13 protein-coding genes and 1 pseudogene are annotated in these 26,013 nt (G+C 74.9%); 13 read left to right on the top strand and 1 reads right to left on the bottom strand.

Annotated elements, in window-relative coordinates:
• Positions 1–107 precede the first annotated feature (107 nt).
• From DKT69_RS19770 to DKT69_RS19800, 8 genes are all read left to right on the top strand, one after another.
• Positions 108–563 (top strand): roadblock/LC7 domain-containing protein, encoded by a 456-nt coding sequence (locus DKT69_RS19770; RefSeq protein ID WP_109803009.1) that lies wholly within the window; start codon positions 108–110, stop codon positions 561–563.
• A 20-nt stretch (positions 564–583) separates the two neighbouring features.
• Positions 584–925, top strand: coding sequence for a DUF742 domain-containing protein (locus DKT69_RS19775; RefSeq protein ID WP_109803010.1), 342 nt, complete (start codon positions 584–586; stop codon positions 923–925).
• Positions 903–1,508, top strand: a complete 606-nt coding sequence (locus DKT69_RS19780) for a GTP-binding protein (RefSeq protein WP_201749745.1) — start codon at positions 903–905, stop codon at positions 1,506–1,508. Before DKT69_RS19775 ends, DKT69_RS19780 begins: the two co-directional genes overlap by 23 nt.
• Before the next feature lie 19 nt (positions 1,509–1,527).
• On the top strand, positions 1,528–2,769 hold the full coding sequence (locus DKT69_RS19785) for a styrene monooxygenase/indole monooxygenase family protein (protein ID WP_109803011.1): 1,242 nt from the start codon (positions 1,528–1,530) through the stop codon (positions 2,767–2,769).
• A 163-nt stretch (positions 2,770–2,932) separates the two neighbouring features.
• A complete protein-coding gene (locus DKT69_RS19790; RefSeq protein WP_109803012.1) occupies positions 2,933–4,936 on the top strand; it encodes an N-acetylmuramoyl-L-alanine amidase in 2,004 nt (667 codons plus the stop codon).
• A 185-nt stretch (positions 4,937–5,121) separates the two neighbouring features.
• Positions 5,122–5,280, top strand: coding sequence for a hypothetical protein (locus tag DKT69_RS38410; protein WP_161557895.1), 159 nt, complete (start codon positions 5,122–5,124; stop codon positions 5,278–5,280).
• A 126-nt stretch (positions 5,281–5,406) separates the two neighbouring features.
• Entirely contained in the window at positions 5,407–6,624 is a 1,218-nt protein-coding gene (locus DKT69_RS19795) for a cyanophycinase (protein WP_109803013.1), read from the top strand.
• A 115-nt stretch (positions 6,625–6,739) separates the two neighbouring features.
• Positions 6,740–7,774 carry a nitronate monooxygenase gene (locus DKT69_RS19800; protein WP_236648105.1) on the top strand — a complete coding sequence of 345 codons (1,035 nt, stop codon included), beginning with the start codon at positions 6,740–6,742 and terminating at the stop codon, positions 7,772–7,774.
• Positions 7,775–7,795: 21 nt separating this feature from the next.
• On the opposite strand, the gene DKT69_RS19805 is transcribed toward DKT69_RS19800, so the two are convergent.
• Positions 7,796–10,591 carry an FAD-binding and (Fe-S)-binding domain-containing protein gene (locus tag DKT69_RS19805; RefSeq protein WP_109803014.1) on the bottom strand — a complete coding sequence of 932 codons (2,796 nt, stop codon included), beginning with the start codon at positions 10,589–10,591 and terminating at the stop codon, positions 7,796–7,798.
• A gap of 251 nt (positions 10,592–10,842) precedes the next feature.
• On the opposite strand from DKT69_RS19805, the gene DKT69_RS19815 reads away from it, so the two are divergent.
• From DKT69_RS19815 to DKT69_RS19840, 5 genes and pseudogenes are all read left to right on the top strand, one after another.
• Positions 10,843–11,709: a S1 family peptidase gene (locus tag DKT69_RS19815; protein WP_236648106.1), complete on the top strand. Its 867-nt coding sequence runs from the start codon at positions 10,843–10,845 to the stop codon at positions 11,707–11,709.
• A 325-nt stretch (positions 11,710–12,034) separates the two neighbouring features.
• Positions 12,035–16,402, top strand: coding sequence for a peptidoglycan-binding domain-containing protein (locus DKT69_RS19825; RefSeq protein WP_149998634.1), 4,368 nt, complete (start codon positions 12,035–12,037; stop codon positions 16,400–16,402).
• A gap of 40 nt (positions 16,403–16,442) precedes the next feature.
• A complete protein-coding gene (locus DKT69_RS19830) occupies positions 16,443–20,030 on the top strand; it encodes a DUF6603 domain-containing protein (RefSeq protein ID WP_109803019.1) in 3,588 nt (1,195 codons plus the stop codon).
• A gap of 1 nt (position 20,031) precedes the next feature.
• The gene (locus DKT69_RS19835) at positions 20,032–24,855 is read left to right on the top strand and encodes a hypothetical protein (protein WP_109803020.1); all 4,824 of its coding nucleotides are present in this window, start codon (positions 20,032–20,034) and stop codon (positions 24,853–24,855) included.
• Positions 24,852–26,013 (top strand): annotated as a pseudogene (locus DKT69_RS19840) (hypothetical protein); the annotation flags it as partial. The gene DKT69_RS19835 and the pseudogene DKT69_RS19840, both read left to right, overlap by 4 nt.

Raw genomic sequence — 26,013 nt, forward strand, 5'->3', positions numbered from 1 at the left:
GCCGACCCCGGCGCCGGATCCCCACCCGAGGCGTGGCCGGACGAGACGGCGGCCTTCGCCGCCGGGGTCAGCGACGCCCGGACCACCAGCGACGAAGGACAGCAGCGATGACCCACGCACACGGCAACGCCACGGCGACCACCGGCCAGGGACTGCCGGACTGCGCCTGGCTGATCCGTCAGTTCGCCGAGGACGTACCCGGGGTCACCCACGCGATGCTGGTGTCGTTGGACGGCCTCCAGCTCGCCGCCTCCCGCGGCGTGCACCGCGACCTCGGCGACCAGCTCTCCGCGCTGACCGCCGGCCTGCTCAGCATGGCCGACCGCAGCGCGGCCCTGCTGGACCTCGGCTCGTCCGAGTACCTCACCGTACGGCTGCCGCGGGGGCACCTGCTGTTCATGCGGGTCGGCGAGTCGGCGGGCCTGGCGGTAGCCGCGGCCCCCGGCTGCGACCTGCGGGTCGTCTCCTACCGGATGACCCAGTTCGTCGGCGCGGTGTGGCACGCCCTCACCCCGCAGGTCCGCCACGAGCTGCACCGGATGACCGCCAGTCAGCCCCGCTGACGGGCCGAAGGAGCTAGATCATGCCGATGACGTACTGGAAGGTGCGGCCGTACGTGCTGACCGCCGGACGCACCCGCACCCGACGGCCACTGCTCGTCCACACCCTGGTGTCGGTGCCGTACTACGACGCCGTCTTCGCCTCGGGTCTGCTGCCCGAGACCCGGACGCTGTACGAGCAGGCCCGCGGGTCGGCGCGCTCGGTGGCCGAACTCTCCGCGGTCTGCGGGATGTCGCTGGGTGTCACTCGGGTGGTCGTCGACGACCTGGCCGCCACCGACCGGCTGCTGATCCACACCGACCACGACAATGTCGACTTCCGCCTCCTGGAGAGACTGCGCGATGGCCTCCGCAAGCTTGCCTGACACGCCGCCGCTGACCTCGGCGAAGATCGTCATCGCGGGCGGCTTCGGCGTCGGCAAGACCACCTGCGTCGGGTCCATTTCGGAGATCGCGCCGATCAACACCGAGGCGTGGATGACCGCGGCCAGCGAAACCGTCGACCGGATGGACCCGGGGATCGACAAGAAGACCACGACCGTGGCGATGGACTTCGGCCGGCTGACCATCGGCCCCGACCTCGTGCTGTACCTGTTCGGCACGCCGGGCCAGCCCCGGTTCTGGCCGATGTGGGACGACCTGTGCCGGGGCGCGGTCGGCGCGCTGGTGCTCGCCGACACGCGGAACCTGGCCGCCTCGTTCCCGGCGATCAACTACTTCGAGCAGGACAGCGACCTGCCGTTCGTGGTCTGCGTGAACCTGTTCGACGGGGTGCTGCACCACCCGCTCGAGGAGGTTCGCGAAGCGCTCTCGGTCCCCGCCAGCGTGCCCCTGATCGCCTGCGACGCCCGCGACCCGTCGTCGGTGGCGCGGGCGCTGCTGGTGGTCGTGGAACACACCATGTCCCGCACCGCCCGGCCCACCGCGGGCGCGCTCGCGGCACGGTAGCTCAACCTGGAGGAGACAAATGCGCAAGATCCTTGTCGTCGGGGCCGGACAGTCCGGGCTCCAGCTCGCCCTGAGCCTGCTCGCCGAGGGCTACGACGTGACCGTCATGTCCGCCCGTACGCCGGACGAGATCCGCCGCGGCTGGGTGATGAGCACCCAGGCGATGTTCGGCAACGCGCTGGGAACCGAACGCCGGTACGGGCTGGACCTGTGGCAGGACCGGGCACCCCAGATCGAGGGGCTGCACGTCTCGCTGTCCGCCCCGCCCGGCGAGCGGGCGCTGCGGATCCCGTGCCCGCTGGACGAGCCGGCGCAGAGCGTCGACCAGCGGGTGAAGATGGCGGCCTGGCTGGAACTGTTCGAACAGCGCGGCGGGACCGTGCTCTACCAGACGGTGACCACCGCCGACCTGGACGGGCTGACCCGGCTCGGCCGGTACGACCTGACCGTCGTCGCCGCCGGCAAGGGCGACCTCGTGGGCGTCTTCGACCGGGACCCGCAGCGGTCGGTGTACGACGCGCCGCAGCGGGGGCTGGCCGTGGCGTACGTGCATGGCATGACCCCGGATCCGCTGTGGCCGGTGCCCCACGTGAGCTTCAACGCCGTGCCGGGGCTGGGTGAGTTGTTCGTCATCCCGGGGCTGACCCACTCCGGCCCCTGCGAGATCCTGTTCTGGGAGGCGGTGCCCGGCGGGCCGCTGGACCTGTGGGCCGAGCGGCGCGACCCGGCCGAGCACCTCAAGCTGACCCTCGACCTGACCCGCCGGTACACCCCGTGGATCTACGAGCGGTGCGCCGACGTGGAGTTGACCGACGGCCGGGCCACCCTCTCCGGCCGGTACACGCCGACGGTGCGCCGCCCGGTGGCCGAACTGCCCTCGGGCGGGGTCGTGCTGGGCATGGCCGACGTGGTGGTGGCCAACGACCCGATCACCGGTCAGGGCAGCAACACCGCCGCCAAGTGCGCCCACTCCTACCTGGGGTCCATCCTGGAGCGCGGGGATCGGCCGTTCGACCGGGAGTGGATGGGGCAGACCTTCGAGCGGTTCTGGTCCGGCGCCGGCCAGGCGGTCACCGGCTGGACCAACGCGATGTTGCAGCCGCTGCCGCCGCACGTGCAGCAGATCCTGGGGGCCGCCGCGGGCAACCCGGCGATCGCCCGGCGGTTCGCCAACGGCTTCAGCGACCCGAACGACTTCCAGGAGTGGTTCATGACGCCGGACGCCGCCGAGCGCTACCTGGCCTCGACCACCGCCGGCTGAGATCCGCCGGGCCCCGGTGGGCCGACATCCGGTCAGCGACCTGGCCGGATGTCGGCCCACTGCTGAAGGTTTCTTACGCCGTGATACGGCCGATCGGAACCTGTTGACATGACGGACCGCCGGGGCGAGGGTGACCACTGAGCCACCCCCGAACGGAGGTTCCATGCCCCCATCAAAAGCCCCCATAGGCAGGCGGATCCTGCTCAGCACCGCGCTGGTCGGCGCCGCGACGCTCGTGCCGGTCGGCCCCGCGCCCGCGGCGAACCCGACCCCCGACACACGACAACAGCAATACGCCGCGGCCGCCGCCGAGTACGGCGTCCCCGAGTCCGTCCTGCTCGCGGTCTCGTACCTCGAGTCCCGCTGGGACACCAACGCCGGCACCCCCAGCACCAGCGCGGGGTACGGCCCGATGCACCTCACCGACGCGACGTACGTCAACAGCCTGGGCGAGCCCAGCCACTTCGGCCCCGAGGAGGACCCGCGCGGCGACGACTCCCGAACCCGGATCCAGGCCGCGGAACCCGCGCCCAACCCGCCGGCCGAGGCGGCGCTGCAGACCCTGGATGCCGCCGCGACGGTCACCGGCAGCGGTGAGGACGCGCTCAGGTCCGACCCGGCGACCAACATCCGCGGCGGCGCCGCACTGCTGGCGTCGTACCAGAAGGAGATCGGCGCCCCGGTCGGCGCCGGCACCGACCCCGCCGCCTGGTACGGCGCGGTGGCCCGGTATTCCGGCTCCGACAGCACCGACTCCGCAGCGACCTTCGCCGACGAGGTGTACGCGACGATCCGGACCGGCGCGGCCCGGACCACCGATGACGGGCAGCGCGTCACCCTCGCCGCCCGGAAGGTGACGCCGCAGAAGCCCTGGCTCGACAAGTTGGGCCTACGCACCGTGGCCCGGGCCGACGGCGTGGAATGCCCGGCGGAGCTGGCCTGCGAGTGGATCCCGGCGCCGTACCAACTGCTCGGCGACGGGACGGACCCGGAGTACTACGGCAACCACGACCTGTCCGACCGGCCGGCCCGGCAGAAGATCGAGTACATCGTCATCCACGACACCGAGGAGACCTACGTCCGGACGCTGGAACTGGTGCAGGATCCGGCGTACGTGAGCTGGCACTACACCATGCGCTCGAGCGACGGCCACACCGCGCAGCACGTCAAGACCAAGGACGTCGCCTGGCAGGCCGGCAACTGGTACGTCAACAGCAAGTCCATTGGCATCGAGCACGAGGGCTTCGCACGCAAGGGCACCTGGTACACCGAGACGATGTACCGCACGTCGGCGAAGCTCGTGGGCTACCTCGCGAAGAAGTTCGACATTCCGCTGGACCGGCAGCACATCATCGGCCACGACAACGTGCCCGGCACCATCCCGTCGACCGTCCGGGGCATGCACTGGGATCCGGGCCCGTACTGGGACTGGTCGCACTACTTCGACCTGCTGGGGGCGCCGTTCCGCAGCACCGGCACGCCGGCCACCGGGCTGGTCACCATGGACCCGGAGTTCGCCAGCAACCGCCCGGCATTCTGGGGCTGCCAGCTGGACGAGAACAACATGCCGACCAGCGAGCCCTGCCCGCTGCGCGGCTCGTCATCGGTGATCCTGCACAGCGCGCCCAGCCAGGACGCGCCGCTGGTCAAGGACGCCGGCCTGCACGAGGACGGTTCACCGTCCACGATGGAGGTCTCGGACCACGGCGCTCGGGCGTCCGCAGGCCAGAGTTATGCCGTCGCTGACCGGCAGGGTGCCTGGACGGCCATCTGGTACCTCGGCCAAAAGGCGTGGTTCTACAACCCGACCTCCGCGCCGGTGGCGAAGTGGGCGACCGGCTTCGTGGTGACGCCCAAGCCGGGCAGGGCCACGATCCCGGTGTACGGGCGGGCCTATCCGGAGGAGGCGGCCTACCCGGCTGGCGTGCCGTACCAGACCCTCCGGCCGCTGCAGTACACGCTGTCCGCCGGGGAGCGGTACGCGGTCGGCCTTGTCGCGCCCAGCGAGTTCTACAAGGCCTACACCTTCGCCGGCACCTTCCCAGGTGACTGGACAGTGATCCGCGGCAAGATGCGGTACGTGCAGATCCAGTTCGGCCACCGGATCATGTTCGTCAACAAGGACGACGTGGACATCCTGCCCTCGGCCGTGGGGGCGCCCAGCTGACCCCTCCTACGCAGGCGGTGGGCCTCCTCCCAGTGAGAGGGGGCCCACCTGCCGGCTCCGTCCAGGCCGGCTGAGCCCGCCCGGGCCGCATTCGACTTGCCGGCCACCGCCTTGCCGCGGGACGTTGGTCCGGCGCCGTCGCGGGTAAGCGCAGGGCTCGGATCGAGTACGACGGAGGTGGGCAAATGAGTGGTCGGGAGCAACTTCACGATCTGCGTCAGCAGGCCCACAAAGCGGGCATCGAGGGCAACTCCAAGATGACCGAGGGCGAGCTGCGCAAGGCGCTCAACAAGGTCGACAAGGGCATGGCGCCGCAGCAAGCCAAGCAGCAGGTGAAACGGTGACGCAGCAGTAGTGACGCCGAGGCGGGCAGAAATGTCCGCCTCGGCCCGCGTCGTCCGCCCGCCGGATCGCATCGGCACATTTACCTTCCTTGACGCCCGCTCGCCCGACTGTCTAGCGTCGGCGCCATGGGCCGTCCGAGGAAGTTCCTGTCGCTGCTCACCGCGCTGGTCGTCGCCGTCACCGCGGCGACCGTGCCCTCCTCCCCCGCCACGGCGGGGGCCGTGGCGCAGACCACGGGTCCCGGGGCGGTGCTGCTGATCGGCGGCGCGCTCGCCGACGACAACAGCGCCGTCTACGGCGAGTTCGTCCGCCGAGCCGGTGGCGCGGGGGCGCGCATCGGGGTGCTCAGCGCGTCCTCGGCGGTGCCGCACTCGAGCGCCAACGCGGTGGTCAAGGTCCTGGAGCGGTACGGCGCCGACGAGGCCACCTGGATCCCGGTGACCACGAAGAAGGACGGCAGCGGCGACGACCCGTCGTACGCCGCCCTGGCGGCCTCCATGACCGGGTTCTTCTTCACCGGCGGCGACCAGTTCCGCTACGTGCAGTCGATGATCCACTCCGACGGCTCGGACGGCGCCGTGCTGCACGCGATCCGCGAGCGCTTCCTCGCCGGCGCCCCCGTCGCCGGCACCAGCGCGGGCATGCAGATCCTCGCGGGCACCGACATGATCACGGGCGGGCTGAGCTACCACGGCGTCCGCGACGGCTCCCGAGCGGGCTACTACGACGACGACCAGATCCTCGGTTACTGGCCGGCCGGCGGCTTCGGCCTCGTCGGTTCCGGCCTGGTGGACACCCACTTCGACGCACGTGGCCGGACCGGCCGGTCGATCCGGCTGGCCGCCGACACCGGCCACGACCGGGTGTACGGGGTCGGTGAGGACACCGCCCTGATCGTCACCGGGGCCGGCACCGCCGACGAGTCCGCCCGGATCGTCGGCACCAACGGGGTGTCGATCCTCGACCTGCGCGCGGCTCAGGTCGGGCAGACCGGCGGGTACTGGTCGATCAGCCGCGTGCGCTGGAGTTACCTCACCGACGGCGACACCTACGACCCCGACCGCTGGCAGGTCGGCAAGAGCGTCGCCAGCACCCCGGTGGTTCCGGCCGCCCGCGCCGCGGCGACACCGACCGCCGACGTCTTCGGCTCGTACGCGCTGCGCGACGCGGCGCTCGACCTGGCCGGTGCCGGCGTGTCCACCTCGACGACGGGCACCACCGCGCAGACCGCCCCGCGCTTCGTGGTGGGCCTGACCAAGGACGCCGCCTTCACCGCGTACGGGGTGGCCGGTGCGGGCGCCACGTCCTTCACCGACCTGGCCCTGTCCATCCAGGCGGGTTGAGCCGGGGGTCATGCGGTGACGTGGGCGCATAGACCGGCGGTCCCGTCGGCGCCGGAGATCCGCCGTCCGGGGGCACCGGCACCCGGACCGCGCCCGGCCTTGGCAGACTGGGTCGGTGGACACTGATCGGAGAGCGCTTCTCGGCGTGGAGCTGCCGGTGGTCGCCGCGCCGATGGCGGGCGGACCCACCACCACCCGACTGGTGGCGGCGGTGGGATCCGCGGGCGGGTTCGCCTTCCTGCCGGCCGGCTACCAGCCGCCGGAGGCGGTGGCGGCGGAGATCGCCACGGCCCGGGCCACCGGACTCCCATTCGGCGTCAACGTGTTCGTACCGACCCCGGTGCCCGTCGACGACGCCGCGTTCCGCCGCTACGCCGCCCGCATCGCCGACGAGGGCCGACCGTACGGCCTCGACCTGGCGGCGGCCCCGCGGACCGAGGACGACGACCACTGGGCGGAAAAGATCGCGCTGCTGGTCCGCGATCCGGTGCCGGTGGTCAGCTTCACCTTCGGGCTGCCGCCCGCGACGGTGCTCTGGGACCTACGGCGCGCCGGGAGCCGGGTGCTGGTGACGGTGACCGATCCGGCGGAGGCCGCGGCGGCGGCGGAACTCGGCGCGGACGGGCTGGTCGCCCAGAGCGGACACGCCGGGGGCCACTACGGCACCTTCACCCCGGGCTCCCCAACACCCGTCCGGCCCCTCGCCGAGCTGGTCGGCCCGGTCGTCGCCCGTACCGGCCTGCCCGTGCTCGCCGCCGGCGGCGTGGCCGGGGCGGCGGACGTCCGGGCGGCGCTGGCCGCCGGGGCCATCGGCGTCCTGGTCGGCACGCTCCTGCTCCGGGCCGACGAGAGCGGCACGAGCCCTACTCACCGGGCGGCGCTGACCGACCCGCGCCGGGACCGGACCGTGGTCACCCGGGCGTTCACCGGACGGCCGGCGCGCGGGCTGCGCAACGACTTCATCGACCGGTACGAGGCGGACGCGCCGCTGGGCTACCCGGCGCTGCATTACCTGACCCGGCCGCTGCGGCGCGCCGCCGCCCAAGCCGGTGACGCCGATCGGGTGCACCTCTGGGCCGGCACCGGTTGGCGGGCCGCGCGGGCCGCACCGGCGGCCGAGATCCTCGCGGAGCTGACCCGGCCGCTCTGAGCCGCCGGCGGGCGGCGCCCATCAGCGGGTCGCCTCCTCGAGCAGCTCGAGCAGGTGACGGTACGGCTGGCCGGTGGCCCGGGCCATCCCGATCTCGCAGGTGCGGTTGACCGAGGCGTACCCGTCGAAGGCCCGCTCCGACACCGCACGGGCCTCCGCGCGGGTCGCGGCGGCGGTCAGCTCGGGGTGCAGCAGGCCCCGGTCGCCGGCGAAGCCGCAGCACTGCCAGCCGTCGGGCACCACCACCTCGTCGGCGACCGCCCGGGCCACGGCGAGCAGCGCCTCGTCGAGCCCCAGCCGGGTCGACGAGCAGGTCGGGTGCAGGGCGAGGGAGCCGAGCCGGCGCCGGACGGTCAACCGGGGCAGCAGCGCGGTTGCGGCGTACGCGACGGCGTCGACCACGCCCACCGCGTCGCCGCCGTCGGCCACCAGCTTCGCGAAGCCCTCCGTGCAGGACGCGGCGTCGCTGACCACGGGCAGCGTGCCGTCGTGGCTGGCCGCCCGCAGCGCGGGCGACACCCGGTCGCGGACGGCCTGGTAGCCGGCGATGAGGCCCTTGGAGGACCAGGGCGTGCCGCAGCAGACGGCGGCGATGCCGTCGGGGACGAGCAGCCGGACCCCGGCGCGCTCGGCGAGGGTGAGCAGCGCGGCGGCCACGCCCGGGCCGCCCTCGGCCGGCGCGAACAGGGTGCCCAGGCAGGACGGGACGAACACCGCGTCCGGGTCGTCGACCGGGTTGGGGTGTCGGACCTCGCCGCCCCGGGGCAGGTCCCGCCGCCACTGCGGGACCCGCTCGGCGCCGAGGACGGCCCGGGCGGCCCGGGTGGCCGTCTCGGGCAGCGCCGGCGGCAGGCTGCCGGCCAGGTCCAGGCCCCGGGCCATGCCGCGGGTGGCGGCGCCCCAGCGGGTGGCGGCGCCCCGCCAGCCGGCCTGGGCGAGGCCGCCGTTGCGCTCGGCGCGCAGCCGCTTCACCAGGTCACCCGTGTTGATCAGGACCGGGCAGGCGGTGGCACACATGCCGTCGACCGCACAGGTGTCGACCGCGTCGTAGTCGTAGTCGTCCTGGAGTTCGCGGGCCAGCCGTTCGTCGCCGTCGGCCTGCGCGGCGGCGATCTCCCGGCGCAGCACGATCCGCTGCCGGGGCGTGGTGGTGAGATCCCGGCTGGGGCAGACCGGCTCGCAGTAGCCGCACTCGACGCAGCGGTCCACCTCCGGCTCGACGGTCGGCACGGTCTTCAGGTGCCGCAGGTGGACGTCGGGGTCGTCGCTGAGCAGCACGCCGGGGTTGAGCACGCCGTCGGGGTCGCAGAGCGTCTTCAGCTCGCGCATCACCGCGTAGAGCTCGTCGCCGAACTGCCGGCGGACGTACGGCGCCATCACCCGGCCGGTGCCGTGCTCGGCCTTCAGCGTGCCGCCGTGGGCCAGGACGGCGTCCACCATCTCCTCGGTGAACGCGGCGTAGCGCTCCGGCGCCTCGCCGCCGGAGAACCGCTCGTTGAGCATGAAGTGCAGGTTGCCGTCCTTGGCGTGCCCGAAGATGACGCTCTCCTCGTAGCGGTGCCGGGCGAAGAGGTCGGCGAGTTCGGCGCAGGTCTCGGCGAGGGCGTCCACCGGTACGGCGATGTCCTCCAGCAGGGCGGTGGTGCCGGACGGCCGGGCCCCGGCGACGGCCGCGTACAGGCCCTTGCGGATGTGCCAGAGGGCGGCCCGGGCCGCCGCCTCGCCGCTGAGCCGGGCCGGGGCGGACAGCGGCAGGTCGGCGAGCACCGGCCGGGCCGCGTCAACCCGGTCGGCGAGCGCGTCGGGGTCGGCCTCCTGCCACTCGACCAGCAGCGCGGCGTGCTCCCGGACGGCCAGGCCGCGCAGTGCGGCGTCCGCCTGCGGGTCGAGCTGGGCGACCCGCAGCGCGGCGGCGTCGAGCAGCTCGACCGCCGCCGGGCCGGCGGCGACCAGCGCCGGCATCGCGGCCATCGCCCGGGCCAGGTCGTCGAAGACGAGCAGGCCGGTCGCGGCGTGCCGGCGCACCGGTACGGTGCGGAAGGTCGCCGCCGCGACGAAGGCGAGGGTGCCCTCGCTGCCCACCACCAGCCGGGTCAGCAGCTCGCTGGGCGAGTCGTGGTCGAGGAAGGCGTTCACCCCGTAGCCCATGGTGTTCTTCATGGCGTACTGGGCCCGCACCCGGCGGACCGAGTCGGGGTTGCCGCGGACCCGGTCGCGCAACCGCAGCAGGCCGGCGTGCAGCTCCGGCTCGGTGGCCCGCAGCCGCTCGTCGGCGTCCGGGGCGCCGGTGTCCAGGACGGTCCCGCTGGGCAGCACCAGCAGCAGCGACTCCAGCGTCCGGTAGGTGTTGAACTCGGTGCCGCAGGTCATCCCGCTGGAGTTGTTGGCGACGACGCCGCCGATGGTGCAGGCGGACTCGCTGGCCGGGTCGGGGCCGAGCTTGCGGCCGTACGGGGCGAGCCGGTTGTTGACCTGGCGCAGCACGACGCCGGGCTGCACCCGGACCCGCCGGCCGTCGTCGAGGACGGTCAGCTCGCGGAAGTGCCGGCGGGTGTCGACGAGGAGCTGGTCGGTGACGGCCTGCCCGCTGAGGCTGGTCCCGCCGGAACGGAAGGTCAACGGCGTACCGCTGCGACGGCTGTGCCGCAGCAGGGCCGCGACCTGGTCGGCGTCGGCCGGGGTGACCACCGCTCGCGGGTGCAGCAGGTAGTGCGACGCGTCGTGGGCCAGCCGCAGCCGGTCCGCCGCCCGGGTCGCGACGGCGCCGGGGAGCGCCGCGACCAGCGCGGCGAGGTGGGGGTCGGCGGTCCGGCTCACCGGAGGCCCCCGTCGGTGGCGCGGACGGGTGGGCGCGCGGCCCCGGTCATCTGCAACGTCATTGCGTACCTCCCCGCGGACACCCTAGTCGCGGACCGGCCACCGCCGGTGGGCCCCTTGCGGATGAATCGACGCTGGTAGATACTCGCGGCTACCACGTTCGCCGAGGTCAACACCCCGAGCCGAGACCACCGCGACGCCTCATGGGCCCCGCCCGCACCGGTCGCCCGCCGCCCTCCGAGGAGGAGACCGTGAGAATCCGACACACCCCCGGCCGGCTCACCCCACTGCTCGCCGCCGCCGTCGGCCTGGTCGCCGTCGGCGCGTTCACCGTGCCGAGCGCCGCCTCGGCCGCCCCGCAGAGCTGGAGCGCCAGCCAGCTCGCCCAGGCCGACACCGCCGTGCAGGCGTCCGGTGTCGAGGGCATCGCCTGGCGCGTCGACGCGGCCTCCGGCCGCGTGGTGGTGACCGCGGACGACTCGGTGTCCGCCGCCGAACTCGCCACCATCAAGAAGAGCGCCGGCGGCAACGCCGGGGCGATCCGGATCGAGCGGGCCCGTGGCGTCTTCCGCCCGATGCTGTCCGCCGGCAACGCCATCTACGGCGGCGGCTACCGCTGCTCGCTGGGCTTCAACGTGGTCAAGTCCGGCGTCTACTACTTCCTGACCGCCGGGCACTGCGGCGACGTCGCCAACACGTGGTACACCGACTCCGGGCAGAAGACCCTGATCGGCCCGACGATCAGCTCCAGCTTCCCGGGCAACGACTACGCCCTCGTCCGCTACGACAACACCTCGCTGACCCACCCCGGCGGCTACACCGCCGCCAACGCGTTCGTCGGCGAGGCGGTCAAGCGCACCGGGTCCACCACCGGCACCCACAGCGGCACGGTGACCGCCCTCAACGTCACGGTCCGCTACGTGGGCAGCGGCACCGTCAAGGGCATGATCCAGACCACCGTCTGCGCCGAGCCCGGTGACTCCGGCGGCCCGCTCTACGACGGCACCAAGGCGCTCGGCATCACCTCCGGCGGCAGCGGCGACTGCCGGTCCGGCGGTACGACGTTCTTCCAGCCGGTCACCGAGGCGGCCAGCGCGTACGGCGTGACCGTCTACTGACCCGTCCCGGCCCGCAGACCGAACCTCCGAAGACCCGCACCGAGCCATCTCGGTGCGGGTCTTCGCGTTGTCGCGCGGTCACCGCTGCCGAAGGGCTCTACCGCGAGGCGGTTGGCCGGGGCAAGTGGCGCGTCGGGTCCCCGTCACCGGAAAAGCCTGAGTAGACGTTCAGCCCGCCCGGTCGGATCGGGCCACCCGTCGTCGATTCGATGGTTGTCACCCGGCAAGGCCGAACGTTCGCGCTGTTGCGCCGGTAGTCGGCGCGCGGCGCAGTGACTTCAATCGAGGTCTACAACGGTCGTCGCCGAGGGCGAAGGGACACCACATGAACGCTCCGACCGGCCTACCGCTCGTCCTCTGCGGTCCGATCGTGCGCCGCGTCGACCCGACCAGCGTCACGGTGTTCGTCGCCCTCCGCGCCGAGTGCACCGTGACGCTGACCGTCTTCGCGCTCGGCCCGGCCCCCGGATTCGCCCGCGCCGCGAGCGTCGGCACCGGCAGCCGGACGACGGTACGGCTCGCCGACCGCCTCCACGTCGTCGCGGTGACCGCCACCGGGATCACCCTCGCCCCCGGCACCCTCTACGGCTACGACCTGGCCTTCTCCGGCGGGGCGAGCGCGGGCAGCCTCTTCGACGCCGACGTGGTGGCCGCCGACGCGGCGGCCGCCCGGGCCGCGCTGACCTACCAGGGGCACCCACAGGCGCCGGCCGCCGTCCCCGCCGTGCCAACCTTCGTCACCCCGCCGACCGACCCCAACCAGCTGCGCATCTTCCACGGGTCGTGCCGCAAGCCGCACGGCGAGGGCCCGGATGCCTTCCCCATCCTCGACCCGATCATCGCCGCCGCCGGCGGGGACCCGGTGCACCGTCCCCACCAGCTCGTCCTCGGCGGCGACCAGATCTACGCCGACGACGTGGCCGACCCGCTGCTCGGCCTGGTCCACGGCCACGACGCCCTGCCCGCCACCGGCAGCGACCCCGCGGTGCCCGCGTACCAGGGGGTGGCCGCCCGGCTCGGCCTCCCACCCGAGGCGATGCCGGTCGGCACCAGCTCGCCGCCGACCGACGCGACGTACCTGCCCGGGAAGCGGGCCACCACGATGGAGCGGGACGCGAAGTTCACCTCCGGCGCGGCCGACAGCCACCTGATGTCCCTGCGCGAGTACCTGTGCGTGTACCTGATGGCCTGGTCGGATGTGCTGTGGCCGCAGAGCTGGCCGACCTTCGAGCACGTCCTCGCCGCCGACACCCGGATCCTCAAGGACCCGCAGGACCGCCGGCCCGGCGAGACGGTGTACGACCTGATGCTGGCCGGGCGGGCCTACACGCCGAGCGCGCAGCAGAAGGAGATCATCGAGCGGTACGAGCGCTGGCAGCAGCAGGCGATCGCGCTGCGCACGTTCCGCCTCGGGCTGGCCGCGGTGCGCCGGCAACTGGCCAACGTGGCGACGTACATGGTGCCCGACGACCACGAGGTCACCGACGACTGGAACATGACCCGGACCTGGGTCGACGACGCGGTGGTCAAGTCCCCGCTCGGCCGACGGATCGTCCGCAACGCGATGGCCGCCTTCGTGGTCTTCCAGGCCTGGGGGAACACCCCGGACCGGTACGCCGAGACCGGCTCGGCAGGGGAGCCCGGGCGGACGGCGCTGGCGGCCCTGCGCGGCTGGTCGGCCGGCGCGAACGACGCGGACGACCTGACGCTGCGCACCCGGCTCGGCCTGCCGACGGCGGTCACCAACGAGGGGCGGCTGACCCGGCCGGCGGGAGCCCTGACCTACCACTACACCGTCACCTGGCCTCGCTACCAGCTGGTCGCGCTGGACACCCGCACCTGGCGGCAGTACCCGGCCGGGCCCGAACACCCCGGCGGCCTGCTCCTGGACGACCAGCCGCTCAACGAGATGCTCACCGGCGGCGGGGTGCTCGGCGACGACGCGGTCACGGTGATCGCCCAACCCGTCGCCCTGTTCGGCGTGCCGGTGCTGGAACAGCTCGCCCAGCCGATCGCCAACGCGACCGCCGGGCGGTGGACCGCCGACGCAGAGGACGCCTGGGTGGCCAGCGACGCCGCCGTACACAAGATCCTGGCCCGGCTCTTCGCCGCGGCGCCCCCGGGGCCCGACGGCGTGCGGCGCCGGCGACTGGTGCTGCTCGGCGGCGACATCCACTTCGGATCCGCCGAACGTATCCGCTACTCGGCCACCCTCCCCTACGCCTGCGGGCCCGACCCGGCGAAACCCTACGAGGGGGTCAACCGCACCGAGGGCGTGCTCGCCGGCTTCGTGGCCAGCGCGTTCCGCAACGAGGACTTCAAGACCCGGCTGCTGCACGACGTCGGCTACGTGCCGCTGCTCGACGTGACCGGCCGGATCGACCTGGTCGGCTGGGCCAACGAGCTGCCCGACAAGGAGGGGCAGCGGATGCAGGCCGGAGTGCAGGTGGCCGTCGCCGCCGACGACGTGACCGGCTGGTGGGTATCGGGTCGCCCGGCGGTCAGCGACTACGACGCGCTCAAGGTGCTCGGCCGGCAGCCCGAGTGGAACGTGTACGTGCAGTTCCTCCGGCACGACGAGGCCGACCCGACGGTGCGCCGCGACGGGACGCCGGAGTCGGTGCTGGACCCCGCCGGCCTGCCCCGCGACCAGGCCCTCGCCCAGTACCTGGCGGCGGCCCGGAACCTGGACCACTACAAGGGATCGTGGGGCAACGGCAAGGAGATCGTCGGGCGCAACAACCTCGGCGAGATCACCTTCGACTGGCCCGCCGGGGAGTGCAAGTCCGCCACCCAGCGGCTCTGGTGGCAGCTGCCCGGGGAGCAACGCGCCGCCGCGCTGACCACGTACACCGTCGACCTCTCCTTCGGCTGCTCGCTGACCACCGTCGCCCCGTACGGCGGTTTCGTGCTGCGGCCCGACGACCACGACGCCACGGCCACCGCCAAGGCCCGGTACGACGGGGTGGACCGCCCGGCGACCCTGGTCACCGACCGGTGGGTGAGCCGGCTCCAGCACGACCTGGCGACGCTGGGCTTCCTCACCCCCGAGGAGACCGACGGCGAGTACGGCATCCTCACCTACTGGGCGGTGCGCGAGTTCCAGGCGTACGCCCGGCGGGAGCGGACCGCCGTCGAGCCCGCCGGCTCCACCGCCCCCCGGTACTCCGACCGGCTGCAACCGGTCGACGTGCCGGAGTCCGAGCGCTACCTCGGGCCGATCAGCGGGGTGGCGGATCTCGCCACCCAGGTGGCGGTCAAGCACTGGCTGGACAAGCGGTGGCGCTGCCCGGTGGTGGTCGAGTCGTGGCAGGTCGCCGGGGACAGCCCGCAGCGGCTGGACCAACCCAACGTCTGGATCTTCGACCAGGTCACCGCCGCCGACCAGCGGCTCTACTCACGGGTGGTCACCGGCCGGCCGGCCGGCGCGGGGAGCGCCCCCGCCGGGCACCCGGAGCTGATCCGGCTGGGTGCGTACCGGGCGCACGCCGTCGACGCCGAGTGGAGCGGGCCGGTCCTCGACGCCGAGTCGGAGCTGCTGCCGGAGGCGGTCCTGCCCCGGGCGCAGGGGCACGTCACCGGCCCCACGCTGACCGACCTGGCCACCGCCATCGCCGGTGGTGGGGACGCCGGCGCCCGGGCCGCCCGGCAGCTCTCCACCTTCAAGGTCCTCCGGGCGGCCGCCGAGAACCACGTGCCCGAGGCCGCGGGAGGCTGGCTGGACGCCGTCGCGGCCGACGATCCGGCGGTGCTCCGGCTCGGCCCCTTCGGCTGGCGGGCGCACGGGCCGCAGGTCGCCCCGACCACCCTGCCACCGCGGCCGGACATCAACGCCGAACCGGGCGAGCTCTGGGCGTACCTGGCCTACCTGCGGGCCACCGACCGGGACGCGTACGACGCGCTCGGCGGGCAGGGCGGGGTGAACGCCGTCCCCGGCTGGGGGCGCGACGGGGCGGGCCTGCTCTTCGCCGACCTGCGGGTGCTGCGCGCCCGACCCGCGCAGACCGACTCCACCGGCGCGGCCCGCGACGGCATCGGCACCACCCTGGAACTGCTCGGGTTGCGCTCCTGGCACTGGATGCACCGGTACGCGCTGGCCCTGCGCGCCCACGACGGCGTTCGGCGGGGGATGTGGGCGTTCGCCCGCCAGCGGCTGCACGACCTCCTCGTGACCGACTGGGACTCGCCGGACCCGGCGATCACGCCCGGCGTACCGGACGTGCCGGGCGCCGACGGCAAACCCCGCCGGGCCCGGATCGGGGACGTGTTCACCTCGGAGCGATCGGCGGCGCTGCTCGCCTGCTGGCAGCAGTACCGGGCGCACCAGCTCGTCGCGGTCGGGCCGCCCACCTCCCGCGCGGAGACGGCGGAGTTCCGCAGCCGGCCGCGGGCCGCCACCGAGCTGCACCTGGTGCTGAGCAAGGCGAAGGCGCTCGGCCCGGACTTCGGCGGGCCACCCACCGGCTGGACCGACGCGCACGAGGCCGCCCTGGTCACCGCCATCCGGCAGGTCGTGGCGGCCGACGCCCCGGTGGCCACCGCGCTCGGCTCGACCGTCGGCTGGCCGACCTGGCCGGCCGGGCACCGTTACACGCTGCCCGTGGCGACCCTGCCGGCGGCCGAGCGGACCCTCTCCGCCGCCCGCGGCTCGCTGCGGCTGGACCTGAGCGACCTGCCGCGGGTGACCGCGTGACCGGCGGACGGCCGGGCGGCACGGAAGGACGGGATGTGCGATGACTGACGGCAAGAACGCACTCGCGCTGCTGTGGGACGAGGTCCGGCTGCTCGCCGAGCCGGTGCTGGCCGCGTACGACCCGTGGCGGCGGGCCCGGTTGATGCGCGCCCTCGGCTGGGACCTGGAGGCGGTCAGCGGCTTCGACGCCGCCCGCTTCGAGGAGTGGGCAGCCACCGTCGGGGAGGCGCTGGCCGCGGTGGCGGTGGTCCGCAACGATGCGAAGCTGGACAGCCTCGACGGGCTGCGCACCCTCGGCGAGGCGATCGGGAAGGTGTTCGGGCAGATCGGCGCGCTGCCGAGCGTGCAGAACGGGCTGCCGGACGTGCCCGGCCTGCCCGCGGAACTCGCCGACGACCTGGTCGACCTGCTGGTGCTGACCTACCTGCTGCGCCGGGCACCCTGGTCGATCCCGGTGCTCGACCTGCTCGGCCTGGTCGACCCGGCGGCCGCCAGCCAGCCCAGCGCGCCGATGCCGCCCGGGGACGCGCCGATCCGGCTTCCCCGCCGCCGCGACGAGCTGCACCTGGAACGCGTGGTCGACCTGGTCCACGACCCCGGCGGCTACTTCCGCGAGCGCTACGCCCCGGCCGGCTGGGAGACGCCGGAGGGCGTCGCCGAGCTGTCCGCGCGGCTGCTGCCCCGGCTGGCCCGGGCGCTGCGGGCCCTGGGCCTCGACGCCGACCAGGGCGTACGCCCCGGCGTCGGCCCGGACCAGGGCGAGGTGGGCCGCCGGCTCGCCGACAGCCTGCTGCGGCTGCGCTTCAGCGGCCTGCGCACCCCGGGCGGGGCGGCGCCGCCCGGCGCCGGCCTGGCACCGTGGACGCCGACCTTCGGCGTCGGCGTCACCCTCGGCCTGGCCAGTTGGGACGGCCGGCTCACGGTGATCCTCGCGCCCACCGGCCAGGCCCACCTGGAGGGCTCGATCGGGGCGTGGAACGTCGCCACCGACCTCAGCGGCGCCGGGCCGGCCATCGCGGTCAACAGCGCGGGCGTGACGTTCAGCGGCGACGCGGCGGCGGTGACGTGGGCGGCGGAGGTCGCCCGGATCGCCCCGGCCGGTCAGCCGGGCTGGATCTTCGGCTCCCCGAACGGCACCCACCTCGCCATCGGGCAGCTCGTCCTCGGCGGGAAGGCCAGCCTGGGCGCCGGCCGCGACGACGTGGAGCTGACCGTCCAGGCCGGCCGGGCCGAGCTGGTGGTCCGCCCCGGCGACGGCGACGGGCTGCTCGGCAAGCTGCTGCCCGCCGACGGGCTGCGGATCGGCCTCGACCTCGGCCTGGCCTGGTCGATGCGGGGTGGCCTGCACCTGTCGGGCGCGGCGGCGCTGGCCGCCGAGTACCCGGTGCACCTGTCCTGGCACGGCCTCGGCGTGCAGGGGCTGCGGATCGCGCTGACGGCGTCCACCAGCACCCGGGCGCTCAGCCTGGTGATCAGCACCACCGTCCACGCCACGCTGGGTCCGCTGCACGCCGTGGTGGAGAACATCGGCGTCAGCGCCGACCTGACCTTCCCGCCGGCCCTGCCGGCCGGATCCGGCGCGCAGGCCAGCGCCGGCAACCTCGGCGCGGCCGACCTGCGACCGAAGTTCAAGGGCCCGGACGGGGTCGGGCTGCGGATGGACAACGGCATCGTCTCCGGCGGTGGCTACCTCTTCGTCGACGAGCCCCGCGGCATGTACGCCGGCGTGCTCCAGCTCGGCATGACCTCCACCACGCCGCTGGCCCCGATGAAGGGGTTCCGGCTCCAGGCCACCGCCATCCTCAACATCCGCAACCCGGACGGCAGCCGGCTCGCCGAGGCCGACGGCACGCACACCTTCTCCCTGCTGCTGGCCGGCACGTACGAGTGGTTCCCCGGGCTGATGCTCTTCTGGGGCATCTCCATCACCGGGCTCGGACTGGTCGTCGGCTGGAACCGGCGGACCAACCCGGAGGAGGTGCGCAACGCCGCCCGCGCCGGCACCCTGGACGCCCTGCTCTTCCCGCAGGACCCGGTCGGCAACGCGCCCGCCGTGATCGCCACCCTCAGCCGGATCTTCCCGGTGGACACCACCGGCACCGTCCTCGGGGCGATGGTGCGGCTGAACTTCCTCGGCGGGCAGGTCGTCGCCGACCTCGCGGTGCTGGTGGAGTTCCCCGACCCGGTGCGCATCCTGCTGCTGGGCAAGCTGGTCATCGACTTCAAGGAGGCCGGGAAGTTCCGGCTCGACTCGGCGGGGGTCGTGGACTTCGCCCGCCGGGAGATCAGCGTCGACGCCGCGCTGATCGACTCCAAGCTGTTCGGTCGCCCGGTCTCCGGCGAGATGGCGCTGCGCGCCCGGTGGGGCGAGGGCCGCACCTTCGCCGTCTCGATCGGCGGCTTCCACCCCCGTTACCCGGCACCGCCCGGGTTCCCGCCCGTCAAGCGGTTCGCCATCGCGCTGCAGAAGTCCGGCAAGGGCCTCGGCCTCACGGCGTACCTCGCCGTCACCAGCAACACCGCGCAGTTCGGGGCGGAGCTGAAGCTGCACTTCGAGGGCGGCGGGTTCGTCATCGACGGCCGGGCCTGGCTGGACGTGATGTTCCAGTTCAAGCCGTTCTGGTTCACCGCCGAGATCGGCGCGACGGTGTCGCTGAAGTACAAGGACAAGGAGCTGCTGGCGATCAATCTGATCGTCGGGGTGAGCGGGCCCGGGCCCTGGCGGGCCTGGGGCGAGGCCCGGATCAAGTTCCTGTTCTGGGAGGTGTCGGCGAAGTTCTCCTGGACCGACGGGAAGACCGCCGCCGAGGACGAGCCGACGTACGTCGACGCCGGCGAGGCGCTGCGCGCGGCGCTGTCCACCCCGGACGCCTGGGAGGTCCGCCCGGCGCTCACCGCCGGCGAGCCGGTGACGCTGCGGGACCTGGCCGGCTGGGCCGGACCGGTGCTGCTGCAGCCCGGGGCGCTGCTGACGGTCCGGGAGAACGTGCTGCCGCTGGACACCGACCTGTCCCGGATGGGCACCTCCCGGATCAGCGGGCCGAACCGGTTCACGCTGACCACCGTGGACGTCGGGGCGGGCGACGAGAAGCTGGCCGGCCGGCTCGGCGACGTCGTCGAGGACGACTTCGCGCCCGGTCAGTTCCGGGATCTGTCGCCGGAGGAGCAGCTCACCACCCCCGGGTTCGTCCGGCTGGCGGCCGGGCGGACGGTCGCGCTGCCCGCGGACACCACGCTGCCCGCGGCCGACCTGACCACCTTCGCCGGCCTGGCCGACGACTCGGCGTACGACCGGATCGTCATCGACGACCCGGACGCCGCCGGACGACCGCTGCCGGCACAGCGAAGCCTGCTGGCCGGCGGGGGCGACCTGCTCGCCCGGTTCGCGGCCACCTCGCCGGCCGCGTTCGCCGGCAGCCGGCGGGCCGGCCCGGCCCGGTTCACCGGACCCGCGCTGGGCCTCGCCGACGCCGGGCCGGCGAGCGCCGGCTTCGCCACCGTTCCCGCGCCGCGCCGCGGGGCCGACGACACCGCGCGGACGGACGGCCGGCGCAGCGGGACGCTGCGCCGGGCCCGGGTGACCGTCCCGCGCCCCCGGATCACCGCCGTCGACCTGGAGGTCCGCTGACATGGGTGGCCTGCGTTTCCTGCCCTGGGTACGCGACGGCGTGGCCCGGGTCGTCCCCGACACCGACCCCCTCACCGGCGCCCTGCCGCGCGCCCGCGCGGCGGTGAGCCTCACCGTCACCGCGCTGGGCACCGAGACCGCGAACGGCAAGACCCGGCAGATCACCGGGGCCTCCACGGCGCTGCTGCACGGCCCCGGCGACGTGGTCGGCATCGACCCGCAGGAGATCATCCGCAGTTACCCGGCAGCGGGCGCGGAGAACGTCGAGGTGTCGCTGCTCGCCGCCGTCGAGTTCGACCGCCCCGACCTGCCCTGGCTGTACACCCCGGCCCGGCCCGACCCCCGGGGCGCGCTACGCCCGTGGTTGGTCCTGGTCGTGGTGCCCGTCGACGGGGGCGGGGAGCTGCGCACCGAGCCGGGCCAGGCGCTGCCCCGGCTCGCCACCACCGTGCGGCAGCTGCCCGCGCTGGCCGAGTCGTGGGCCTGGGCGCACGCCCAGGTGCTGGTCACCGCCGAGAGCGAGGACGTGGCGACGGTCATCGCGACCGCGCCCGAACGCACCCTGTCCCGGCTGCTCTGCCCACGCCGGCTCGCCCCCGGCACGGACTACCTGGCCGCGGTGGTGCCGGCGTTCGAGGCCGGGGTCCGGGCCGGCCTCGGCGAGCCGGTCGACGACGCCGGGCCGCTCGCCCCGGCCTGGGGGCCGGCGTCGGCGCACCCCGGGCCGGACGACCAGGTGCTGCTGCCCGCCTACCACCACTGGACCTTCCGCACCGGCCCGGACGGCGACTTCGAGTCGCTGGCCCGGCGGCTGCGGGCGCGGACCCTCCCCGACGACGTCGGCCGGCAGCCGGTCGACATCGCCGCCCCCGGCGGCGGCCTGCCGCAGCTCGCCGACGAGGGCGTCGAGGGCCGGTCCGTGCTGGGCTTCGAGGGGGCCCTCGCCGCTCCCGGGATGGCCCCGACGGTCTGGGCCGACGACGTGCGCCAGGCGTGGCAGAGCGCCCTGACCGGGCTGCTGAAGCACGCCCAGGACCGGCTCACCCCGCCGCTGTACGGCGACCTCCACAGCCAGGAGACCCGGCTGCCCGCACCCGGCGTGGAGCCGCGCTGGCTGGCCGGGCTGAACCTCGACCCCCGGTACCGGGCGGCCGCGGCCCTCGGCACCCAGGTGGTGCAGCGCCACCAGGAGGACCTGGCGGCGGCAGCCTGGCAGCGGGCCGCCGAGATCCGGGAGGCCAACGAGCAGCTGCGCCGGGGGCAGGCCGCCCGGGACACCGCCACCGCCCTGTACGCCCGCCGGGTCGACCCCGGCTCCCCCGGCGCCACGGTCGGCGACGACCGCCTCGTCGCGCTGACCCAGCCGGTGCACGACCTGGTCGAGGTGCCGGACGCCGGCCGTGGACTGCTCGCCGACGGCGGTGACCCGCTGGACCGGCGGCTGGACGCCAACCCGGGTGCGAAGGCGGCCACCTCGGCGCCGGTGCGCCGGTTGCTGCGACCCCGCGGGCCGCTGGCCCGCCGGGTCGACGCCGACGCCGCGACGGTGGCGCTGGGCCGGCTCGCCGACGGCGCCAGCCCGGTGCCCGCGGCGCGGGTCCCGGCCGGCGGCGCCGTGCTGGACGCCCTGGTCAGCGACGGGCGCGGGGTGGGCGACCTGACCCGGGCGGTCATCGAGCAGGCGGCCGCGAACCCGTGGTGGAAGACCGGCGCCACGAGCCTGCGGGCCGCCGCCGGACCGACCGCCGCGCTGGCCGCCGACGACCCGGTGACCCGCGTGGTCACCAACGGCGGTGACCTGCTCAACGGGGACCGGTTCTTCGTCGGCGCGGCCGACGGCCGGCTGTTCGAGCGACGCCGCCTCGGCGGCGTCTGGGTCTGGCGGGACCACGGCACCCCGCCGAACACGGCCGTGGCGACCTCCGGCGCCGTCGTGCCACCCGACCGGGTGTACGTCCGCACCCGGGACAGCCGGCTCTTCGAGCGGCGCTGGGACGGCGACCGGTGGGTGTGGAACGACTGCGGCGCACCACCGACCGGCGTGCACAGCCGGCCGGTGGTCGGGAACGGCCTGATCCACCTGCTCGGCGGCGACGGCGCGCTGTGGCGCTCCGACCCGGGCACCCGGGGCTGGACGTCGCTGGGCGCGCCGGCGCTCGGCGCCTCGGAACGGCTGTGGGGATCGCCGCGGCCGTCCCTGCTCGGCGTCCTGGTCGCCACCACCGGCAACCGCCTGTTCGGCCACGACGGGCAGTGGCGGCAGATCGGCAGCGGGTCGCCCCCGGTCTGGGGTTCCCCCGCCGCCCAGCACCCGTACCAGGATCCGGCGGGCCGGGTCGGCATCTCGTACGTCACGCCCGACGGGCGGCTGGTGTCGCTGTTCGGCGACGGCTCGACGTACCTGCACGACCCGGCGCCGGACGGCCGACGGGTGGTCTCGCTGGCGCAGGACGCCGCGCCGCTGGGCAACGAGGAGGAGCTGGCGATCGTCACCCTCGCCGCGTCCACCACCAACCCCGCCGACGTCCGGCTGATGCGGCGCTTCCAGTGGTACCACGACGTGCACGAGCGCTACTACTGGGCGTGGGACTCGGTGACCACCGCCGTCCCGGCCGGCGGGCTCGGCCAGCACCGCCCCGGCCCACTGCTCGGCGACTCCCGCGACGGGGAACTCTTCGCCGTCACCGCCGACGGGCGGCTCACCTCGTTCCGCTGGGCGTACCCGGCGATCGGCTGGATCGACCACGGCACCCCCCTCGACCCGCGCGGCGGAGGCCCGGTCGACGCGCCCGCGCCGGCGCACGTGCGGTTCGCGCCGAAGGTCGGGCTGCTCGCCTCGCTGGTCTTCACCCACACGGTCACCCAGGGCACCGGCAGCCGGGCCCGGATGCAGGTCGGGCACCACATCGGCGACGACGGGGCGGTGCGGGAGGCCGCGCTGACCCCGACCGCGGACGGGCCCGCGATCCCGGTCGTCGCCCGGGCCACCGCCACCACCCTGGGCACCGTCCTCCCCACCGGCCGCCCCACCCTGGTCACCGCCGCCCTGCTGCCGGGGACCACGGCGGGCACCTGCCGGATCGCCTACTGGGTCGGGCGGGACGCGGACGCGAACAGCGCGGCGGCCGGCGGCTGGAGCGGACCGTACGAGCTGCCCGAACCGGTCAGCGGGGACGCCACCGGGCTGGACGTGGCCCTGGCCGACCTGGACGGTGACGGCCGCCCCGAGCTGATCGTCGCGTACGCGGTGAGCCGGGCCGGCGGCACCGACAACCGGCTCCACTACCGGATCGGCTGGCGGCTGGACGACAGCGGCCGGGTCAACGACGGGTGGACCGACTCGCTGCCCACCCCGATGCAGCTGGACCGGATCGGCGCGGTGGGCGTCGAGGTGGTCGACATGACCGGCGACCAGGTGCCCGACCTGTTGGTGTTCGCCACCGGCACGCTCGGCGGGACGCCGGTGGCCCGGTACCTCACCGGGCGTGGCCTCAACCGGCGCGGCCGGGTGGTCGGCGGCTGGACCGCACCCCGGGCGGTGCCGGACGAGGCGGCGACCGCCGGCGCGGACGGGGCCGGCGTGGCGGTGGCCGACGTGACCGGCACCCGCCGTCCCGACCTGGTGGTGGCCCGCCGCAACGGCGGCACCGTCACCTACCGGACCGGCTTCGACCTCGACCCGAACGGCGTCCCGGTGAGCTGGAGCGAGGCGGTGACCGCGACCGGCGGCGCCGACGCGGGCGCCGCCCGCGGCTGCTCCGTCGCGGTGGCCGACCTGCGCGCCGACCTGGTCGCCGACCGGGCGAAGATGGGCGACGACTTCATGGCCGCCGCCGCCCGCCACCAGGACCGGCTGGCCCCCGCGCAGGGCCTGGCCCGCGACCACCGCCCGGCCCCGGTCGACCTGGCCACCGCCGCGGCGGCGGTCCGCGAGACGGTACGCCCCGAGACCGCCGTCGCCGGTGAGGTGCTGGCCGGGATCACCCTCGGCGGCGGCGACCTGGTCGACGCCCTGCCGGACAGCGGCGACCCGCTGCGCCGGCTGCTCGCCGGCGTCACCTTCGACGTGCCCGCCTACGAGCTGCTGCGCGGGCTGTCCCAGGAACACGTGGTGCCGAACCTGCCGGCGGTCGCCCCGGAGACGATGACCGCGCTGGCCGCCAACCCGCGCTTCATCGAGGCGTTCCTGGTCGGGCTCAACCACGAGATGAGCCGGGAGATGCTCTGGCGGGAGTTCCCCGCCGACCCGCGGCAGACCTGGTTCCGGCAGTTCTGGGACGTCCGCGGCGCCGTGTCCGCCGGGGCCCCGCTCACCGACATCCCGCCACTGACCGACCCGGCCTGGCGCAACGGGCCGCTGGGCAGCCACCTGACCGCCGTCGGCGCTCCCGGCGAGCAGTCGCTGGTGCTGGTCATCCGCGGCGAGCTGCTGCGCCGGTACCCGTCCACGATCGTCACCATGCGGGCCGCCACCTGGACCGGACCGGAGGAACGGACCCCGACCGGGCCGGACGTCCTGCCGATCTTCAACGCCTGGCTCTCCCCCGACCTGCTGCTGTTCGGCTTCCCGTGCACCGCCGAAACGGCCCGCGGCGCCGCCCGGCAGGCCGACGGGCCCCCCGGCTGGTTCTTCCTGCTCCGGGAGCAGCCCGCCGCGCCCCGCTTCGGCGTGGACCTCACCGGCGACCCGCCGGCGCCGGACGCGGTGGTCTTCGCCGCCCGCCAGGGCCGCAACGCCGCCGACACCGCGTCGGCCGTCCTGCAACGCCCCGTCCTCCTGGCCCGCCACGCCAGCGACCTGCTACCGACGCCGGAGAGCCGATGAGCACCTCGTCGTACGCCGCCGACCGGCCGCCGCTGTCCGGCGCGCTGACCCAGACCCCGTGGACGCTGACCGCCGCCGCCCCGGCGGTCATGCTGCCGGTACGCCTGGAGACCCGGTTCGCCGGCGCGGCCCTGAAGATCCGGGTCTACCCCGACCAGCTCCACGTCGACGACCACGAACCGGGGCTGACCGCCGAGGAGATCGCCGCCGGGCGCGCGTACTGGGGTGAGGGGCAACCGGGCGGACCGGGCGGCACGCCCGACGAGGCCGCCTGGAGCGACCTGGTCCGCCGCTTCGGCGCGCCCCGCGCCGCCTGGATCGCCCGGGTGCTGGAGCCGGTCGCCGGCGTCTTCCCCGACCCGCTGACCCGCCCCGGCCCGTGGTGCGAACCGGCCCGGGCCCGGCTGCTGCCCACCCAGTGGTACGCGGTCGGCCGCACCGCCAGCGGCAAGCTCTTCACCGGCGGGTCGGGCACCGTCACCCCGGACCTGCCGGTCGGGCCGACCCCGCTGGCCGCCGACGCCGCCGGGACCTTCGGCGGGGACGAGGCGCCCCCGGTCGACGCGGGGATGCGTTGGACCGTCGACTTCGCCACCGCAGTGGCCGCCGGCATGGCGTTCACCGTCACCGTTCCCGTCGACGCCAAGGGCCAGCCGGAGCCGGTGGAGCGGCTGCTCGTCTTCGGACTCGACACCAGAACCGGACCGACCGGGACCGTCCGGGCGCTGAGCCGCCTGCTGGAGGCGCACGCCGCCACCGACGGGCTCGCCTTCCTCGCCCCCGACGAACCGACCAACAACACCGGGAGCGCCACCCCGGCGGCCACCCCCACGGCGTCCCCGGTGACGACCGGTGACAGCGCCACGGCCGCCGCCGCGCCGGAAGCCGCCGCCGCCCTGGTCGCCGCCGCGCTGGGCGTGCCGCTGACCAGCGGGCCCGACGACGCGGTCTCGGCCGCCCGGCGGCAACCCGCCCGGGCCGGGGCGCCGACCGCGCTGGCCCGGGGCACCGGCGCCACCGGCATCGACCGGCCCACCGGACGGTTGGTCCGCCGCCTGCTCTGGCCGGCCAGCTTCGGCAGCCTGCTGCGTCACCTGCTCCCGGTGGCCACCCCGGCCGAGCGGGCCGCGGTGCGGGACCTGTCCCTTATACACATCT

Source organism: Micromonospora sicca (assembly GCF_003172935.1).
Taxonomy (GTDB): Bacteria; Actinomycetota; Actinomycetes; order Mycobacteriales; family Micromonosporaceae; genus Micromonospora; species Micromonospora sicca.